This window comes from Streptomyces sp. NPDC025638, from assembly GCF_055558775.1.
Map to the genome: position 1 here is coordinate 693,571 of NZ_JBVHLX010000001.1, position 17,101 is coordinate 710,671.

Annotated in this window: 14 protein-coding genes and 1 pseudogene; 5 read left to right on the forward strand and 10 right to left on the reverse strand. The window is 69.3% G+C overall.

The annotated features are described in order from the left end of the window. Positions 1-3 precede the first annotated feature (3 nt). From ACZ4EG_RS03040 to ACZ4EG_RS03050, 3 genes are read right to left on the reverse strand one after another with little or no spacing between them, the layout of a single operon-like run. Positions 4-1,332: a tyrosine-type recombinase/integrase gene (locus tag ACZ4EG_RS03040; RefSeq protein WP_467789305.1), complete on the reverse strand. Its 1,329-nt coding sequence runs from the start codon at positions 1,330-1,332 to the stop codon at positions 4-6. Next, on the reverse strand, positions 1,332-1,520 hold the full coding sequence (locus tag ACZ4EG_RS03045; protein ID WP_467789306.1) for a helix-turn-helix domain-containing protein: 189 nt from the start codon (positions 1,518-1,520) through the stop codon (positions 1,332-1,334). Before ACZ4EG_RS03045 ends, ACZ4EG_RS03040 begins: the two co-directional genes overlap by 1 nt. Continuing rightward, the gene (locus ACZ4EG_RS03050; protein WP_467789307.1) at positions 1,517-3,250 is read right to left on the reverse strand and encodes a replication initiator; all 1,734 of its coding nucleotides are present in this window, start codon (positions 3,248-3,250) and stop codon (positions 1,517-1,519) included. The genes ACZ4EG_RS03045 and ACZ4EG_RS03050 overlap by 4 nt, the downstream gene beginning before the upstream one ends. 327 nt (positions 3,251-3,577) lie before the next feature. Here ACZ4EG_RS03050 and ACZ4EG_RS03055 point away from each other — a divergent pair, with 327 nt between their 5' ends. Beyond that, positions 3,578-4,003, forward strand: a complete 426-nt coding sequence (locus ACZ4EG_RS03055) for a winged helix-turn-helix domain-containing protein (protein ID WP_467789308.1) — start codon at positions 3,578-3,580, stop codon at positions 4,001-4,003. 48 nt (positions 4,004-4,051) lie between these two features. Here the strand turns inward: ACZ4EG_RS03055 and ACZ4EG_RS03060 are convergent, their stop codons facing one another. Further along, complete coding sequence (locus tag ACZ4EG_RS03060; protein WP_467789309.1) at positions 4,052-4,999, reverse strand: IS481 family transposase; 948 nt, start codon at positions 4,997-4,999, stop codon at positions 4,052-4,054. Between the two features lie 687 nt (positions 5,000-5,686). Here ACZ4EG_RS03060 and ACZ4EG_RS03065 point away from each other — a divergent pair. Beyond that, a complete protein-coding gene (locus ACZ4EG_RS03065; protein ID WP_467789310.1) occupies positions 5,687-6,130 on the forward strand; it encodes a hypothetical protein in 444 nt (147 codons plus the stop codon). A gap of 1 nt (position 6,131) precedes the next feature. Further along, positions 6,132-6,512 carry a hypothetical protein gene (locus tag ACZ4EG_RS03070; RefSeq protein ID WP_467789311.1) on the forward strand — a complete coding sequence of 127 codons (381 nt, stop codon included), beginning with the start codon at positions 6,132-6,134 and terminating at the stop codon, positions 6,510-6,512. A 200-nt stretch (positions 6,513-6,712) separates the two neighbouring features. Here the strand turns inward: ACZ4EG_RS03070 and ACZ4EG_RS03075 are convergent, their stop codons facing one another. Further along, complete coding sequence (locus ACZ4EG_RS03075) at positions 6,713-7,102, reverse strand: transposase (protein WP_467789312.1); 390 nt, start codon at positions 7,100-7,102, stop codon at positions 6,713-6,715. A gap of 24 nt (positions 7,103-7,126) precedes the next feature. Here ACZ4EG_RS03075 and ACZ4EG_RS03080 point away from each other — a divergent pair. After that, positions 7,127-7,464 (forward strand): annotated as a pseudogene (locus ACZ4EG_RS03080) (ATP-binding protein); the annotation flags it as partial. A gap of 469 nt (positions 7,465-7,933) precedes the next feature. On the opposite strand, the gene ACZ4EG_RS03085 reads toward ACZ4EG_RS03080, so the two are convergent. The 3 genes from ACZ4EG_RS03085 to ACZ4EG_RS03095 form a co-directional block, all read right to left on the reverse strand. Continuing rightward, the gene (locus tag ACZ4EG_RS03085; protein WP_453552046.1) at positions 7,934-8,140 is read right to left on the reverse strand and encodes a hypothetical protein; all 207 of its coding nucleotides are present in this window, start codon (positions 8,138-8,140) and stop codon (positions 7,934-7,936) included. A 34-nt stretch (positions 8,141-8,174) separates the two neighbouring features. Beyond that, a complete protein-coding gene (locus ACZ4EG_RS03090; RefSeq protein WP_453552049.1) occupies positions 8,175-9,518 on the reverse strand; it encodes a type III PLP-dependent enzyme domain-containing protein in 1,344 nt (447 codons plus the stop codon). Between the two features lie 277 nt (positions 9,519-9,795). After that, on the reverse strand, positions 9,796-11,412 hold the full coding sequence (locus ACZ4EG_RS03095; protein ID WP_467789313.1) for a helix-turn-helix domain-containing protein: 1,617 nt from the start codon (positions 11,410-11,412) through the stop codon (positions 9,796-9,798). 1,230 nt (positions 11,413-12,642) lie between these two features. On the opposite strand from ACZ4EG_RS03095, the gene ACZ4EG_RS03100 reads away from it, so the two are divergent. Beyond that, positions 12,643-14,466: a cation:proton antiporter gene (locus ACZ4EG_RS03100; protein WP_467789314.1), complete on the forward strand. Its 1,824-nt coding sequence runs from the start codon at positions 12,643-12,645 to the stop codon at positions 14,464-14,466. A gap of 445 nt (positions 14,467-14,911) precedes the next feature. On the opposite strand, the gene ACZ4EG_RS03105 is transcribed toward ACZ4EG_RS03100, so the two are convergent. Both ACZ4EG_RS03105 and ACZ4EG_RS03110 read right to left on the reverse strand, forming a co-directional pair. Beyond that, positions 14,912-15,118 (reverse strand): hypothetical protein, encoded by a 207-nt coding sequence (locus tag ACZ4EG_RS03105; protein ID WP_467789315.1) that lies wholly within the window; start codon positions 15,116-15,118, stop codon positions 14,912-14,914. 511 nt (positions 15,119-15,629) lie between these two features. Continuing rightward, positions 15,630-16,886: a PucR family transcriptional regulator gene (locus ACZ4EG_RS03110; protein WP_467789316.1), complete on the reverse strand. Its 1,257-nt coding sequence runs from the start codon at positions 16,884-16,886 to the stop codon at positions 15,630-15,632. Positions 16,887-17,101 lie beyond the last annotated feature (215 nt).

Consider the following 17,101-nt stretch of genomic DNA (forward strand, 5'->3'; position numbering starts at 1 on the left):
ACGTCAGCGGACGAGTGCTGCGCAAACCGGCGGATCGTCGCCGTCGTCGGGCTCGGCGGCGGCCTCGGCGAGGTTGCCCAGCGCATGGTTGAGGAGGTCGATGGCCTGGCGCTGGAGGCGGAGTCGGACGTGGGCGTAGACCGTCGCGGTCACGCCGATGTGGGCATGTCCCAGCAACTCCTTGATGACGACGAGTTCGATGCCCTGCTCCAGAAGGAGCGTCGCCGTCGAGTGGCGTAGGTCGTGAAACCGGATCGGCCGCAGGTGGGCTTCGCGGAGCAGGGTGTTGAAGTGCCGGGTGAGCGTGGCGGGCTCGATCGGGTGCCCGTCCGGCCGCGTGAAGACGTGCCCGCTGACCTGCCGCACCGAGCCCGCCCGGTCCCGCTCCTGGGCCTGATGCTCGCGGTGTGCGCGAAGCGAGGTGACGCAGGAGGCCGGCAGTGCTATGCGGCGTTCGGAGCTGATTGTCTTGGTCGGCAGGGTGGTCAGGCCCCGGCTGGTGGTGCGTTGGAGGGTGCGGCGGATGGTGGCGGTGCCGCTGTCGAGGTCGAGGTCTTCCCAGTGCAGGCCGAGGAGTTCGCCCTTGCGCAGGCCGGTGCGTAGGGCGAGTTCGAACAGGGCGGCGTGTCGGTGGCCTTGGGTGGCGGCGAGGAACTGCCGCGCTTCGTGGGCGGTGAGTGGGTTGAAGCGGCGGGGGCGAGGGGTTCCGGTGCGGACGTTGCGAGCGACATTGCGAGGGATCTCCTCCTCACGCACGGCGTGCTCCAGCGCGGATTTGAGCACGGAGTGGATGTAGGCGAGCGTGACCGGGGAGAGGTGCTTGCGGCAGCACTTGCCGATCGCGCAGCAGCGCGGACGCCGGTTGGCCTGGGCCTGCGGGTCGCGTCCGGCGTCGATGCCGCGTGCGCAGCACTGGCAGACGGTCCGCAGTTCGTTGAGCCAGGTGCGGATGTCCTTGGCGGTGAGCTTGGCGAGCTTCTTCCTGCCCAGGCCCGGTATGAGGTACTGGTGCACGACGGCGGTGTAGCGGGTGTGGGTGGTCTCGCGGAGCTGGTGGACGGCGACGTTCTCCAGCCAGTACGTCAGGTATGTCGCGAGGCTGCCCTGGGTGGTGACGGCGGGCACGCCGTGGTTGCTGGCGGCGATCTTCTCGGTCAGTTTGGCCAGCGCTTCCTTGCGCGTGCTGCCGTAGACGCGGATGCGCTTGCGGGTGTTGCCGGGGGCGAGGACGTATCCGGCGGCTTCCCAGCGGCGGTCTTTGCGCTGGTAGACGGTTCCGTCGCCGTTGGCACGTGTGCGGCGGGAGGCGGGGGTGTCGCGGGGTGTGGTCATCAGGCGGCTTCTTGGTCGAGGCGGGTGTGGATGAAGTCGGTGAGGGCGTGGGCGGGGATGCGGCGGGCGCGGCCGAGAGTGAGGGAGGCGAGTTCACGGGTGCGGATGAGGTCGTAGACGGCGGTGCGGCCGAGTTGGAGGCGTTCCATGACCTGGGGGACGGTGAGGAGTTCGGTGCCGGCGGTCATGCGACGGCTCCCGTCCGGTCAGCGCCGGACGGCTGGCGACCGGGGTGACCGGGTCGGTGACCGCCGGAGTGACCGGGGCCATTCGGTCGACGTCCGTCGGGCCGGGTGGGCCGCCTGGCTTCCAGGAGGTCGGCGAGGTGGGCGAGTTCGGGCAGGAGACCGGTCCCGGCGTACTGCCAGTGCGAGATGACGAGGGTCGTGTCCGCGCTGCCGCGCTGACCGACCGTGTCGGCACAGTGACCGGCTCGGTGACCGGCGGTCAGATCACTGCGGTCGTCGCGGTTACCGCGCCGGTCAGAGACCGGCTGCCCGCCGGTGGACACGTTGCTGCCGACGGCCGTCTGCTCCGCGCGCGGGCCGACCGGGGCCGGAGCAGCGGCGTCAGCTTGGCCGGTTCGCCAGGTGGTGCGTTCGGCTCGGAGGTGGGCGAGGGTGGTGGAGTAGTGGCGGGTGCGGGTGGAGAAGTGGCCTCGGAAGCCGAGCATGTGGGCCCATTGCCGCAGGCGGAGGTGGGCGTGCTTGGGGCAGGTGGCGAGGTGCCAGGCGGTGTGGATCATGCGGCGGGCGTGGTCGGTGATGTCGTACTGGGCGAGTTCGGCGAGGAGGCGGAGGCGGCGGTCGAGGGTGCCGGTGGTGGTCTCGGCGCCTTTGGTGGCGTACTTGGCGATGTAGGCGGCGACGTGCCGGTCGGTGACCGGTGCGTCGCCGGTGAAGTCGGTGCCGCGGATCGGCCGGACGTCGATCTGCCGCCCGAACCGGAACATCAACCGCCGTTCCCGATCAGCGTCCTGGGACCGGGGTGCGTCCCCGGCGGACTGCCGCGACTGGCCTTCGTGCAGGACGCGGGTGCGTGCGGCGGCGGCGCGGACGGCGTGGTCGAGGAGCTGGGTGGTGGCCCAGGCGGGCGGTGTGCTGGTGGGGCCGGTGGGTCCGTCGAGGCGGATGACGGCGTGGAAGTGGACCTGGCCGCGTTTTTGGTACTCGGCGACTTTGGCGTAGGAGAGGGTGGCGTGGTGCCGCAGGGTGCGCTGGGTGAGTCCGGCGGCTTTGGCGATCTCGCGGCGCAGGTGGGTGGTGAAGCGGGCCCACAGGGCGGCGGCGTGGGCGTTCCACAGCACCGCGCCCGCGTAGTCGTAGCGCTCGGGGTCGAGCGGGGTGCCGAGGAGCGAGTCGTCGTCGGGGTGGGTCTGGCCGCAGTGGCAGCGGCCGGTGTCCGGCTGGTTGTGGACGGGCCCGAAGCCGGGGGCGGTGAGGGTGGCGAACACGCGGGGGTGGGCGGCGACGCTGGTGGGGACGGTCTTGCCGCCGCGCAGTCCGGCGGCGATGAGCTGGTAGGTGTCGTAGCGGTAGACGGTCGAGCAGGCCGGGCAGCGCGTCGCGCGGCGGTTGCCGCAGCGGACCAGCAGCTCACCCGCCGGGAGTTGGCCGGAGTCGAGGTGGTCGAGGACCTGGCCCGTGACGCTGTCGACGCGGGTGCGCTGTCCGGTGAGGCGGACCGGGCGGGCGCAGCCGCCGAGGGTGCCGATCTGGCGTGCCAGTGGCACGAGGTGGCGGGTGGCGGCGAGCTTCGCCAGCTTGCCCGTCAGCCTGGCCCGGCGCTCCAGCGCCGACCGCCCAACGGACGCCGGGTCGGTGGCGCCCGCCGGGCCGGTCGGCGTGGTGAACGCCGATGACGGACGCGTGCGAGCGGGAGCGGTTGTGCAGCAAGGGAGTTGGAGCTGTGCGGACATGCGCGGATGAGCCTTTCGGCGGAAGGCGGAACGTGAGGAGGGGCGGCGCGGGGTGCGCGGGCAGGCCGAAGCGATCGGCTCACAGGGGAACGGGCGCCTCATAGGTGGGCGCGGACGCCGGGACCGGCGAGGTCTGGTCGGCGCGGGAGCGGTGGTGATCACCGGCGGGTGCGTGACGTTAACATCGCTCCACGGGCGCATTCAAGTGCATCCCTCCTCATTCCTTTCTGTGGGTGGCGGGACGCGGGTAGTGTGAGGCCGGTCTCCCGGTTTGGACGGGCCGGAATCTGCTGGTAGAGGGCACGGAAGGCGGGGGTGGCGGGCGTGATGACGACGCGGCGGGGGCGCAGGCCGGCGGGCGGCGGAGTGCCGCTGACGTTCGAGGTCATCGCCGAGACCCTGCGGGAGCAGATCCGCTCCGGCGGGCTGAAGCCGGGGGACGCGCTGCCGACGCAGACCACGTTGATGCGGGAGTTCGGGGCCTCCAGCCTGACCGTGCAGAAGGCCATGGCCCTGCTGAAACAGGACGGCTGGGCGGTCTCCCGCCCCGGCAAGGGAGCCTTCGTCGCCCACCACGACCGGGCCGACGCAGACGCAGGGCCCGACGCGGAGACGGCGTCCGTGTCCGGGGGCGGTATGGCGGCCCGCGTCGAGGCACTGGAGCAGACACTGGCCGAGGCCGTCGAGCAGCTCACCGACCTCCGCGCCCGCGTCGAAGCCCTGGAAGCGGGAGGCATTGAGCGAAGCCGCTGAATCGCCGCCCCCAGGCGGCGCGAGGAATGTGCAACCGACGATGATCGTTTACGCCTGGGCCGCGGTCTTCTGCTTGAGGCGTTCGTAAGGAGTCTGGCCGCCGAGGCCGCCGTGGGGGCGATGGTAGTTGTAGTAGTCCTCCCACTCGCGCAGCTTGTCGTTGAAGACCTCGGCATCGTCGATGATGACGCCCTCCAGGAGCCGGTAGAACTCCTCGCCGTCGATCCGGTGAGAGCGTTCGACCTTCCCGTTCAGCCGCGGTGTACGGGGCTTGATGTAGGCGTGGCCGATGCCTTTGTCGAGCACGTGGAAGTGGAAGGCGGACTGGAACTCGGCTCCGTTGTCCGTCTGGATCACCTCCACCTGGAACGGCAGCCTCTGTAGGACGTAGTCGACGAACTGGATGGCGGTGGCCTGGTTGAGCGTCGGATAGATCTTCAGGACCCGCAGTCGGGTGCAGTCGTCGATCGCCGTGAACTGGTAGTACTTGTTGCGGCCGCCGCGCCGGCCCTGAGGCATGGCGGCGAGCGGTTCGATGAACTTCACGTCGATCTGCACGCGGTGGCCGGGCAGCTGCTTCTCGTACCGCTTCCATCTGCGGTCGTGGCGCTTGTATCGCTGTGAGGCCGGCAGGCGGCCCATGTCCAGGCGCTTGAGGATCCGCCACACGCCCGACTTGCTGATCGTGACGTCGTGGTACCGCTTGAGGTACATCGCAATCTTCTCGGGCCCGAAGTGGTAGTTCTGCCGAAGGTAGATGATCTTCCCGACGACCTCCACATGCGTGGCGTTCGGGCTGTGCTTGGGTGCCTTCGAGCGAGTTCGTAGCCCCTCGATGCCCTCGGCTTGGTAGCGGCGATACCAGATGTAGTACGCCTGCCGGCTGATGCCGAAGTACCGGCAACTCATGGCGACGTTGCCGGTGACCTCTTCGACATGGCGTATGACGGCCAGGCGTCGCTTGGCCTCGCGATCGAGCGGGGGTGTCTTCGACATGTGGATCTCCTAGTGATCGGAGACCCAGGTGTCAACGATGATCGGCAGTTTTAGAAAGGCGGCGCGAGGAACGTGCGTTCAGATTTTCTCTACGAGGTTCAAGGCGGGCCCGCCCGCCAGGGCTGGCCGCCACCGCCGACAAACCCTGCCGTCGGGCAAGCAGCCGCCGCCCGCCCTGGGTGCCAGCGGGCGGCCGGCACCAGGCGCGGGCGGGGCTCAACCTGGCACTGCGGGGAGCAAGTTGTGGGCGTGAAACCCTTACGCGTCGCACAGCAAGTTGTCGCCTACGACCGTCCTACGGCCGGATCGCAGGCACAGGGCCGACCAGGGGGCCGACCCTTCACGTCCGTCACCGGGCTCACCGAGGGCGGTGGCCGGCGTCGCTTCCGGCGGGGAGCGAAGCTCCCGGCCGCCCGCTGTCGGCCAACCCCTCCCGCCCCGGCCTCCTCGCTGCAAGGCTGGCCGACGCACGAGCCCCGTCGCACGCCGACCGAGGGTCGCCCTGGCAATCGGCCCCCGAGCCGCCGATAGGCGACCGACTTGTCTGATTGGTCTAGACCCTTGACGGCAGTAGTGACGGCAACAACCACGAACAACCCCGGCCGAACCCGCACCTCAGCGGACCGACGAATGCCGTTTGACCTGCGAAAACGCAGGTAGAGAGGGGTCGCGTAGCACACGTACTATGTGCTGGCAGGGAACACTCCGGTCCTGGTTCACAATACTGATGGCCCTCTTTGCGATCTCAACGATGGCTATTTGTACCGCGGGCTCGCTAAGGGACACCATGAATATGCCGCCGCTGCGAAAGGCCGTGCGGTGCCCCGCGGAACCAGCAGGGACATCAATGCCCACTCAGGTGGAAATCTTACTGATACTATCTACACTTCATGGTCGGACGACCCCGAAGTTGCCCAGTTCGGCGCCGAAAATCTGGGGGACGACTATGTTGGGGAAGGTGTGATGCTGCGCGTCAGGGTGGAAGGCATCGATCCGGCAAGAATCATTCAGATTCACGGGAGCCAGTATGAAAGGTTCTTCGAAGACGAACATCTCATCGCTGAAGAAGTCCTGGCTGACGATATAAGCTTCGACTTCGGGGAGACCTGGTCGCCCGTTATGAGGCCATGAGATGAACGAAGTTTCCGCAAGTGAACTGATCGCCGCATTCGATTCCGAATCCGAGGCCAGCATCCAGGCCAAGAATGCATTGATTTCTGGAGCGCCTTTCGAGATCTGGCTCGAGCCCCTGCCGGCGTCGAGGCTTCGAGGCATCCTTCGCGGGAGGGTGAGAAGCCTGCAGCGGCGTGGTAAGCCGATTGTCGGGGTTGCCGAATGCCTTGCGAGTCTTGCCGAAAAGGGCGAGCAGGGACTTCTTGTGGCCTACGTGGACGATCGCGCACGAGCCGGATACCTATTTCCCCTCTACCTCGATCCACAACCGCTCAAAGTGGTCGGCTGCCTAGGATTTGGCTCCTCCTCCGAAGGCGACCCCAACGCCCGTCCCGAGTAACACCCCGGGAAGGGGAAGCCTCATAGTGTCCCACCGGGATCTGTTTCCGGTGGGGCCGCTGTAGTGTCTGACGGCAGTAGTTGACGCTGAGGTTGAAATGGTGGGGTGACGGGCTTACGGGGGCTCCAGTCGCAGTCCGGTCTCGGTGATGAAGCCGTTGAGCACTTCGGGGCGGCGTTGGATGTCGTGTAGGCGGTTCTTCACGAGCGGGTGAGGTCTTCGATCGCGTGGGGTGCGAGGTGGGCCAGGGACTTCTTCAAGTGGGCCCATACGCCTTCGACGGGGTTGAGGTCGGGCGCGTAGGGCGGGAGTTTGACGATGGTCAGCCAGTCGCTGTTGCGGTCGCAGAACTCTCGTAGGGCCTTGGTGTGATGAGTGCTGGCGTTGTCCCACACCACGATCAGCGGGGCACCGCCGAGTTGCCGACGGGCGGAGGTCAGCAGGTCCGCGAATTCTCGCGCCCGGAAGCCCTTCTTCTCGCCGGTTCGGCCCCGGTACGTCTGCGTCAGGTAGATCAGCCTCGAACCGTCCCGGGCCACCGACGAACACAGCCTGCAGCCAGGCACCTCCGCCTGGTCGAAGTTCGGCATCGCCAACGACACGGAAGAGCAGTGATGGCCACCCCGATCCGCACCGTCTCCGGCGCCCACGGCGACCCGCTGGCCGAGGCCATCGAGCTCACCAAGCGACTCAAACTCCCGCACATCCGGCGGGCGTTGACCGATCTGATTCCTACCGCCAAAGCCCAACGCTGGGACCCCGCCGAGGTCGTGAGGGTTCTCCTCGCCGAGGAGGCCGCCGGCCGGGATGCCGCGAACCTCCGTACTCGTCGCAAGCGGGCCGGCTTCCCCGCCGAGAAGACGTTCGGCGACTGGGACGAGACCGCGTCCTCCATATCCAGGCAAGCCTGGAGTGGGTGTCACGAAAGGAGAATCTCTGTCGGCAAGGGCCGCCAAGATCCTCAGAGGACTCATAATCCGTCGGCCGTGGGTTCGAGTCCCACCCGCCCCACCAGCGCAGGGCTATGACATGCAGAAACGTTCCTGGTCGAGCGCGGAAACGCCAACTCGGGCTGAACGGACTGAATCCGCTGCTCGCGAGTTCGTTGCGGGCGAGGTCCGCATCTGCTGATGCGTGCCTGACCTGCGAGGATGCGTCGAGGCGTATACGCGCTGCAAGCCGTGGGACGTGGACGCGGTCGCAGTGTGGGGACGCTGTGAGGACGCCGGTATTCGCAGGGGCGAGCGCGTCGGTGACGCCGCCACCCCAGCCATTGGGCACCGACACGACCCCGGCTCTTTCGGCCACACCCACGCCATCGACGATTGTGGTACAGCAGGCCCCAGGATTCGGCACGGGAACCGACCGACGGCGGTCCGCCAACGAACCCGCCGGATAGTTCATGAAACCGCACTTGAGCATTAGTCGATGATCTGGTTGAAGAACACGACGGCCATGGCGCTCGCACCGCTGCCGACGCTGACCGCGAGGGGCCAGGCGTTGCCGGCCAGGGACGACAGGACGGCGGCCCCGACGCCGACCAGTGCGGCCAGCAGAAACACCATGGCGGCGCGCTGGCTCAGCAAGGGCCCGTTCCCGTCGCCCTTCGTGCGGTTTTCGTGTTCCACCTCGGGTGCTCCTCGCTGCTTCTCGCGGGGACGGTCAGCGGCGCACGAGGCCGCCGGGCCGGGGGACGGGCACGGTCCGGCCCCTCGGGGCCGCCGCCTCGTACGGATCCTGGGCCGGTCGGAGGAGCTCGAAGGCGACCTGGCCGTCCCCGTCGAGCCGTACGCCGTACACGGCCGGCTCCGGCAGGCTGTTGTAGTGGAACGGCGTCGAGAAGTAGTACGCGCCGGTGTCCGGGACCAGGATGATGTCGCCCGGTTCCAGCCGCGGCAGTGCGCGGTCGCGTGCCAGCAGGTCGCCGGAGAAGCAGGCCGGGCCGGCGACGTCCTGCCGGACGGGGCTGCCGTGCTTCGCCCGGCCACTCGGGTCGTGCGCGATGATCCGCAGCGGCCAGGAGTCGGGGGCCAACACTGTGCGGGTGGCGACCTGCACACCGGCGTGGGTGAGCGCGATCGGCCGACCGCCCGCGGTCTTGGTGTACTCGACGTAGGCAGCGATGAAGCCGTTCTTCGCGAGGACCGAGCGACCGAACTCGGTGACGATCGCGTACCTGCCGGAGAACAGGTCGGGCGCGTGGTCGCGTAGCAGCGCGACATAGGTGCCGAAGTCGGGGGTGATCTCGTCGTCGGCGAAGTTGACGGGCAGCCCACCGCCGATGTCGATCCCGGTCACCTGGCGCCGCCCGAGCGTGCGGTTGACCTCGTCCGCGAAGGCGACGGCCTCCGCCACCCCGCGGGCCATGAGATCCAGCGGGCATCCCTGCGATCCGGCGTGCGTGTGCACCCAGGTCAGCCACGGATGGTCCTGGAACGCCCGCTGCAGCTCCCGGCGGCTGTCCGGGTCCGACAGGGGGATGCCGAACTTCGACGTCTGCGTGGCCGTGCTCATCGCGGCGATAGTCCCCCCGCCCACCTGGGAATTGACGCGTACACCGATCTGTGAGACGGGGTCGCGTCCGGCGAGGATCGCGTCGATCCGGGCCAGCTCCTGGAAGTTGTCCACGTTGATCGCGATGCCCAGGTCGAGGGCCCATTCCAGATCCGCCCGGTGCTTGACCGGCGAGTCGAACACGATCCGCTCCGGTGGGAAGCCCGCCGCGAGCGCCCCCGCCAGCTCGCCGCCCGTTGCCACTTCACAGCCCATGCCGTGGCGCTCCAGCTCCGCCAGCACAGGCACCAGGCTGTTCGCCTTCGCCGCGAAGGCGTGAAGGACGGAGGGCGAGTCGGGGAACGCCGCGTGCAGGCTACCGACGGTCCGGGCGACGCCGTCGAGGTCGACAAATCCGGCCAGCAGAGACCGCTCTGGATCCAGCAATCCCTGCCCTACGGCTGCTCGCAGGATGTGCTCACGCCGTTCGGCGGCGTCGGTGAGTCCGGTCATGGTGTCTCCCCTGGTGGCAGTGTTCGGGACGCCCGGCGAAGCCGGGCGGACTCCAAGGCTGCCCGCCTCCCTGCGGGGAGTCTTCGTGGAGACCTCAAAGGCGCCGGCGCGGACACCGGAGCCGAGGGCAGTGTCCGGGCCGATTCATACCGCGGTTGTGCGCGGCGACGAAGACCGGGCCGAGCCATGGTGCGGACGGCCAAGGGCCCGGGAGTGGGGGCGTGTTGCCAGTCCCATCCGTGCCGTGGGAAGTACCGGCCGTACCGGGCCGAGCCGGTCAGTGACCGGAACCACCGGCGTCGCGGTCGCGCAACCGCAGCTGGATCTGGGCGAGCAGCCGGGCGTCGGGACTGTCCAGGTCGATCCCCGAGACCTCGACGATGCGGCGGATCCGGTAGCGCAGGCTGTTGGGGTGCAAGCACAGGGCGCGCGAGGCGGCGGGTACGTCCCCGAAGTGGTCGAGGTACACGCGCAGTGTCTCCAGCAGGCAACTCCCGCTGTGCTCCGCGTCGAACGCCGCCAGCCGCGCCACGGGGGTACCCGGTGGCAGCGCAACCTCCCGCAGCGCGTCCACGACCTGCATGAGGCCGACCGTCTCCGCGACGTCCTCGGTACGGGCGACGACGCGTGACCCTCCGGCCGTCGTCAGCGCGACGAGGACCAGCTCGGCCGACCGGCGGGACTCGGGCAGCCCCGCGAGCCCCGCGGCCACGTCACCCAGGCCGATCCGCACCGTCGTCCCCAGCGTGGCCGGCACCTGCCCCGCCAGCGACGTCCCCAGGTCCGCCACTTGCGCGTCGGCCCGCCCGCGGTCGCGGTCCAGCGCGCCCAGCACCACCAGCGCCGCCCCGCTCACCGGCACGACGACGGCTCGGTAGCCGTGGGCGGAACAGTGCAAAGAGATCAGGCCGTGGAGCCGTGACGCCTCGTCACCCTCGTGCTCGAACCCGGCGCGCACAGCGACGACAGCGCAACTCCCGGTCTCCGGCAGCCCAGCACGCTCCGCCAGCACCTCGACGGACCCACGCCCTTCCAGCACCGCCCGCGCCGCGTCCTCCACCAGGCGGGTGTCCGCACCGCGCGTACGGTGGTGCAGCAGATGAGGAGCGGCCGCCTGGGTCGCCGCGCGCAGGGCCTCGGAGGCGTTCGGGGCGAGGGGACGACCCGCTACCGCCGCCACCCAGATGGACCCCAGCACCTCCCCGCCCGCCCGCACGGCCCCCACCAGCCGCTCCGGGTCCGCCCCGTCGGCCGGCCGGTACAGGACATCACCTCTTCCCCACAGTGCCCGGAAGAACCCGGCCTCCCGCATCGCGGCGACCCGCCAGGCCGGGACGCGGCGGCCGAGGATCGTCAGTCGCCGCAGCTCGTCCACGTCCTCCTCGGTGTCCGTGGACGAGTAGGCCAGCACCCGGGACTCCATGTCCTCGATCGTCACCGCGCCCCCGACCAGCGCGGCTACCGCGTCGGCCAGCCCGTTGAGATCACCGAGGGCCACACCCTGCGTGGTGAGCGCAGGTGGGAGTCCCGCCGAGGCCAGCCCTGCCCGCAGTACGCCCACCAACTGGTCCCAGGCGCACCAGGACGTACGGAACAGCACCGCCGTACCGGCCTCCTCGGCCGCCTTCCGGAGCCCGGTGGCGGCCCGCGCCGCCGTGCCCGGGCCGAAGACCACCCCCGCGGCACCCTCCTCACCCGCCCGCCGTACGACGTCCATGGCGTGGGCCGATCGTGCGTCGACACCGACGGCGAGAAGCAGTTCCTGCGGCCGGACGCCGGGCTCCAGCACATCCAGCACGGCTACACCGGCGACGGGCACCCCGAGCCCACCCGGCGCAACATGCAACTCCAGCGACCCCGCGCCCACCACCGACAGCAGGCCCTCCAACGTCACCTGCGACGCGGCGGCGGCCCCCCACTCCGATAACGTGTCCGCCCCCATCAGCGCCCCCTGTCCCTTGCTGAGGACCGTACGACACCACAGAAAGCGCCGGGTGCTCAACCGCGCACAGCCGCTCGGGCGGGCGCAGTGCAGGTCGGGGCAGGCCCATCAAGGACCCGAACCGACTGTCCTTCTGAGGAGAAGCGCGCAGCGGAGGCTGAGCCGCCCGCGCGCCACTGCGACTGGGCCTGATCCACAGCAGCCCCAGCGGCCACGGCTCCAGCCCCAACCGGCCTGCCGGTCCCCAGCATCCCGCCCGCACCAGCGGTCCGATCGCTGACCCTCCCAGAGATCCGTCACCTGCTCGGCACCGTACGGCGGTCCGCCGACGAACCTGTTGAACGGATCACGAAACAGCACTGGAGTTGGCCGCAAACGACGCTGAATCCGCCTGTGTGGGACTGACTTGCTGGGAGCAGGCAGAAGCGTCTGCGCGTTGGAAGGGCCGCTGCGGGCGGGGTCGAGACCGCTTCCCGAGCTGGCGAGATCGGCCCCCACTGCCCTTCGGCCCGGCCTTGAAAGGAGCGTTGAGGACGCGTTGGGGACACAAGGGCAGGAACAGACAGACAAAGGCAGTGGAATGGCGGCACTGAGAACCGCGTCTGATCTGCACGAACGCCATGGATTGGCGTGGAAACGCAAGGGCCGCCAAGATCACCAAAGGACTCATAATCCGTCGGCCGTGGGTTCGAGTCCTACCCGCCCCACTGTGCAGGTTTGTGACCTGCGGAAACGTCTCAGCAGGGGCGCGGATTCAGGACTTTGGGTCAACGGACTGAATCCGCTGCTCGTGAGTTCAACGGATCCGCGGGCTTTGCGCTCGACTCCGCGGACAACCCCACCGGCGTGGACGTCCGCATGGCCGTCTCCACGCCGATGTTCGGACCGGAGTACTGGCACTCGCCGTCGTGGTCGTCGCCTGGGGCATGGCCCAGCGTCCGTTCCTCATTCCCACCTCCCTGACTGTTGCCGAGGCGTCGGGCGCGCCCACCGCACTGCGCTGTTCGGGATCCTCACGCTGGTGGCCACGCTGCTGGTGTTCCGGCCGTCGTCCTCCTGCACTGGCTGGACACCCATGGCGAGCTCGAACCCCTCACCGACGCCGACCTGCGGCAAAGTGGTACGGAGGCCCAAAGCTGACCCCGGGGCTTCATACCCGTGTCCAAGAGGGGCAAGAACGCCGTGAGCGAAGAGCAAATCCTGCTGGGTATCGGCCTGACCGTCGTGCTCGCAGTGGGCTCCCAGATCATGGCGAGCAGGCTGCGTGTCCCTTCACTGATCGTGCTGTTGCCCGTCGGCTTCACCGCCGGAGCACTGACCGACGTCATCCACCCCGACCGGCTGGTCCCCGACTTCACGCCTCTGGTGTCGCTCGCGGTGGCCGTCATCCTCTACGACGCCGGGCTGGGCCTGGATCTTCGGTATCTGAAGGGCGAAACCCGGCGAGTGGTGGCCCGGCTGGTCGTGCTGGGGGTCTTCATCACCTGGGGAGCCTGTCTGGGGCTGGTCACCGCCCTGTTCGACGTCCCGCCAACGGTGGCGCTCATGATCGGCGTGATCCTCGTCGTGTCTGGGCCCACCGTCGTGGGCCCGCTGCTCGACCATGTCAGGCCGACCGACCGGGTGCGGAGGATCCTGCTCTGGGAAGGGTCCCTGATCGACCCTCTCGGCGGCATCCTGGGTGCGGTCGTCTTCCATGTCATCGTCCGGTTCCAGGAAAGCCAGGGTTTCCGGTTCGGCGTGTTCCTCGGGAGCATGGCCATCGGGCTGGCCGGTGGCGTGGTCGGCATCGCGCTGTTGTGGCTGGCCCTGCGCAGGCTGCGGCTCGGCGGGACGCTGGGGACTCTCGCACAGCTCGCGACCGTCGTCGCGGTGTCCGCGGGCTGCGACTTGGTGTTCGACGACACCGGGCTCATCGCGGCGATCGTCATCGGTACGGCGGTGGCGAATCTGCCCGGATTCGACATGCCCGCACGTCGGCCCTTCTTCGCAACCGTCGTCGAACTGGTCATCGGTCTTCTGTTCATCTCCATCTCGGCCTCGGTCGCACCTGCTGCCGTCGTGCCGGTGCTTCTTCCCTCACTGGTCCTCGTCGCCGTGCTCGTCCTGGTGGTGAGACCCCTCGTCGCCGCCTTCGCAGCGGCCGGAACGGACGTCGGCTCCGGGGAGCGGGCATTCATCGGCTGGATGGCGCCCCGCGGTATCGTCGCCGCCGCCACAGCCTCCACGTTCTCCGCCGCACTCGTCGACAAGGGACTGCCCGGCGCCGGCGAGATCCTGCCGATCACCTTCCTGGTGATCGTCGGAACCGTCCTGGTCTACGCCCTGACGGCCAGGCCGGTGGCCGCTGCTCTGGGTGTCGTTCGGTCGGCGCGGACCCGGCCCCTGCTGGTGGGCGGCGCCCCCTGGGTGGTCGACCTTGCGCGGTCGCTGCGCGCGGCCGGCGTGGACGCGCTGATGTGGGCCGGACTGGCGCACGAAAGAGACCGGATCAGGGATGCCGGGATCGAGCTGGCCCCGGGGGAGCTCCTGGCTGCGGCGACCAGCCCCGAAGCCCGGCTGGAGGGAGTCACAGCGGTTCTCCTGCTCACGGACGACGACGACTTCAATGCGCTCGCCTCCGTGGTCGTGCAGGACCGTGTCGAAGGGCCGGTCTACCGCGTCGGCCCGCCGCCCGGCTGCCAGGGTGTCGTCGCCCCGTACACCGGCGGCGGCGTGCTCTTCGGCTCGGACCTGGGTCGGAACTCCCTGGCAGCCCGCCACGAGCGGGGCGCCTGCTTTCTCGTGCGGTCCGCCTCCGACCTGATGCCACCGGGACACGAGTTGCTCTTCGTCGTACGGGTCGACGGCCGGCTCGAACCGGTCACCGAGGCGCACGGCGTCGCTCCGGCGGAAGGAGACACCCTCGTGCTCCTCGGACCCGTGCCGCACGGCTCCGCGGAATCTGCTCCGGCAGCGCCGCCGTCGGGGCGGCCACCACGGCACCGCTGGGTGCGTAGGTCATGAGCTTCAGCGTCACCGCGGAGCGTTCCACCGCCTCCCGCCACCGTCCCGTGTAGCGCGACTTGCCCAGCCAGGACCGCCAGTACCGGATGGTGTGGTGGAAGAGCTGTTCGTACCCGGCGACCCGGATCTCGCGGGGGCGGCCCGTCGGCGGCCGATTCCAAGACCCATGCCGCGCTGCTGACCTGCCTGGAGGGTGAGCGACAAGCGAGAGTCGTTCCCGCCGGGGAGGGCGCTCAGCAGCCGCTCGTCGCCCGCTTCGCGGACCGAGTGCACCGTCAGCGCCAAGCCCTCCGAGGTGAACACCGCCCCGTGCTCGGTGACGTGCAACTCGTGTGGCTGCGGCCGTAGTCGAACCGTGGGGCGATGTCGATCTCGAAGGACATGCTGCCGCGCACACACCGGACGATGCGGACCAGCCGGTGACGGGGGGCGGCCGTGGCACCGGTCACCGGCTGAAGTCGACCACCTCGCCGGCACCCGCTTCGGTCATGAACCGGGTCACCGGAATCGCCGTTTCGGGAAGGTACAACTGCTTGGTCGCGTACATCTGATGGGCCGGCCGGACCGTGCGGTGTCCGCCCTTGTCCTTGTCCAGCAGAGCGCCGAACACGAGCTCAGGCGGCATCGCCATCCGGAAGTGGATCGGATCCATCCGAGCCTCCTGTGGTCGAGAGCCGACGCTGACGTTGTCTTCGCAGGGCGCTGAGACAGCCGGTGCAAGACGAGCCGACGTGGAACCGGGCTGTACCTCGACATCCTCCTCTTCGCGCTTCAAGACGGCAGATTGGGCGAGGAAGCCCGTGTGCGGTCGGCGCGGATGCGTGGCAATGCTCGGAACTCTGCAGCGAGGACGAATCACCGCACGTCGATAGGCAGCGTCCGACGCCCGTCATGCCAGGCACCGCTCGGCGCGCGCGGGTCACCGGCGGTGCCGTTCATCCGGTCGGCCGCGGCCCCACGCGCAGTCCGCCCGTCAGCGCACGGGCCGATTCCGGTGTGCGATTCCGGCCGTACGAACGGCACAGGCCAGTGCCTTGCCACAGCCGTGCCATCCGTTTTGCCTCCAGGCCTGCGCGGAGTATCCCTGGGGCAACGCGGGTCTGCTGTCAACGCCAAGCCGATGCCCGACGTGGTGTGGCGCTCCCCTGGTCGATCGTCGATCCCTACGCGGGTTTCTGGCCGGTATTCCTCAGCGCGCGGTTGCCGAGGTGGTGCAGGAGTTCCAGGGCAAGGGAAACGGCGAGGCGGTGTTCGGTGACCGGGTGTCCCAGGAGTGTTTCGGCGCGGGCGATCCGGTGCAGCACGGTGTTGCGGTGGGTGTGCAGGCGTTCGGCTGTTCGCGGAGCGTTGCCGCCCTCGTCGAGGTAGACGCGCAGGGTGGTGCGGAGGGCCGCTTGCGCCGGGTCGTTGCCGCACAGGGAGCCCAGGGTGGAAGTGATGAACTCTTCCATGCGCTGCTCGTCCTGGCTGGCAAGGGCGACGGCCTCGATGTCGCGGTAGGCGGTGAGCTGTTCTCCGTCGGGGTTGCCGGCGAGGAGCCGCTGGGCGGCGAGCGCGGCAGCGTGGCTGCGCCTGAACCCGGTGACACCTTCGCGGGGAGGGCCGAGGGCTGCGCGAACCATGGGGGCGTCGTGGGCCATGGCGTTGCGTAGTGCCTGCACGTCCGGTTCGTGGCGGACGGCGATCCAGGCCCACAGGGTGCGGGTGCCGGCGGGCAGCGTCAGGGGAGGCCGGGTGCGGGCCGCAGTGGCGAGGATTCCAGCAGCCTGCTCGAGCATGCCGTGTACCTCACCCGGAGGGTCGGACCACAGCACCATGGCGATGTGCCGTCCGGTGACGTCGTAATTGAGTCGTTGGCCGGCTCGGTCGGCGCTGATGGGGGCTCCGTCGAGGAGGAGTCGAATCGTCTCGGCTCTGCGGGCCAGCGCGCCGGAGAGCAGGTCCCGGCGTTCTTGCTGCATGCGCCTGATGACGGCGTCCAGCGCACCGTCGACGTACTCGTACATCAGAGCCGAGGACACCTGAAGCAGCTCGACCAGGTCGCCGCGTGCCGGGACGACGGCGGACGCGATGTCCATCCACCGCCGCCAGGCGACATTCTGGCCACGGCGGTAGGACTGCACGAGGGCATCGAGTTCGGCGCCACGGCGCACCAGGGAGCGGGCCAGATCGAGGGTTTCCGGGGGCGCGTCCCGGGATATCGGTTCCCCGGGGCGCCGCTGCATCGCGGTCAGCCAGCGCAGTACGTTCGCCCGGCTGCTGGCCCGGCTCTCCGCGGCGAGCGACGGATCCTCGGCGAGGACCGGGGCCACCTCGAAGATCGCCGCGTCGATGTCCAGGAGGAGGGCGTCGACCTCGTCGAGGAGCTGCCCGGCGACCTGTTTGATCAAGGGCGCGACGTCTGAGGCAGTCGACTCCATGGGATCACGCTAGCCAGCGTTGTTGCGCCGGCACAACGGATGACTCTCATGCTGGGCGACTGCACATCCTCCGTGGTTGCCGGCAGAGCATACGGTGTGGCCGCACGGACCAGGAGAGCCAGCCCGCGGGTCGGTAGTCACCACCGTTCGCGCGACTGCTCCCTCCGGGGGCTGCTCTGCCCAACACCCCGCCCCTGCCCGCCGCATCCTCCAGC

Bases quoted from the DNA above. Each gene is read 5' to 3' on its own strand.
- ACZ4EG_RS03040 (WP_467789305.1), bottom strand. From the start codon at position 1,332: ATGACCACACCCCGCGACACCCCCGCCTCCCGCCGCACACGTGCCAAC.
- ACZ4EG_RS03045 (WP_467789306.1), bottom strand. From the start codon at position 1,520: ATGACCGCCGGCACCGAACTCCTCACCGTCCCCCAGGTCATGGAACGC.
- ACZ4EG_RS03050 (WP_467789307.1), bottom strand. From the start codon at position 3,250: ATGTCCGCACAGCTCCAACTCCCTTGCTGCACAACCGCTCCCGCTCGC.
- ACZ4EG_RS03055 (WP_467789308.1), top strand. From the start codon at position 3,578: ATGACGACGCGGCGGGGGCGCAGGCCGGCGGGCGGCGGAGTGCCGCTG.
- ACZ4EG_RS03060 (WP_467789309.1), bottom strand. From the start codon at position 4,999: ATGTCGAAGACACCCCCGCTCGATCGCGAGGCCAAGCGACGCCTGGCC.
- ACZ4EG_RS03070 (WP_467789311.1), top strand. From the start codon at position 6,132: ATGAACGAAGTTTCCGCAAGTGAACTGATCGCCGCATTCGATTCCGAA.
- ACZ4EG_RS03075 (WP_467789312.1), bottom strand. From the start codon at position 7,102: ATGCCGAACTTCGACCAGGCGGAGGTGCCTGGCTGCAGGCTGTGTTCG.
- ACZ4EG_RS03090 (WP_453552049.1), bottom strand. From the start codon at position 9,518: ATGACCGGACTCACCGACGCCGCCGAACGGCGTGAGCACATCCTGCGA.
- ACZ4EG_RS03105 (WP_467789315.1), bottom strand. From the start codon at position 15,118: ATGGATCCGATCCACTTCCGGATGGCGATGCCGCCTGAGCTCGTGTTC.
- ACZ4EG_RS03110 (WP_467789316.1), bottom strand. From the start codon at position 16,886: ATGGAGTCGACTGCCTCAGACGTCGCGCCCTTGATCAAACAGGTCGCC.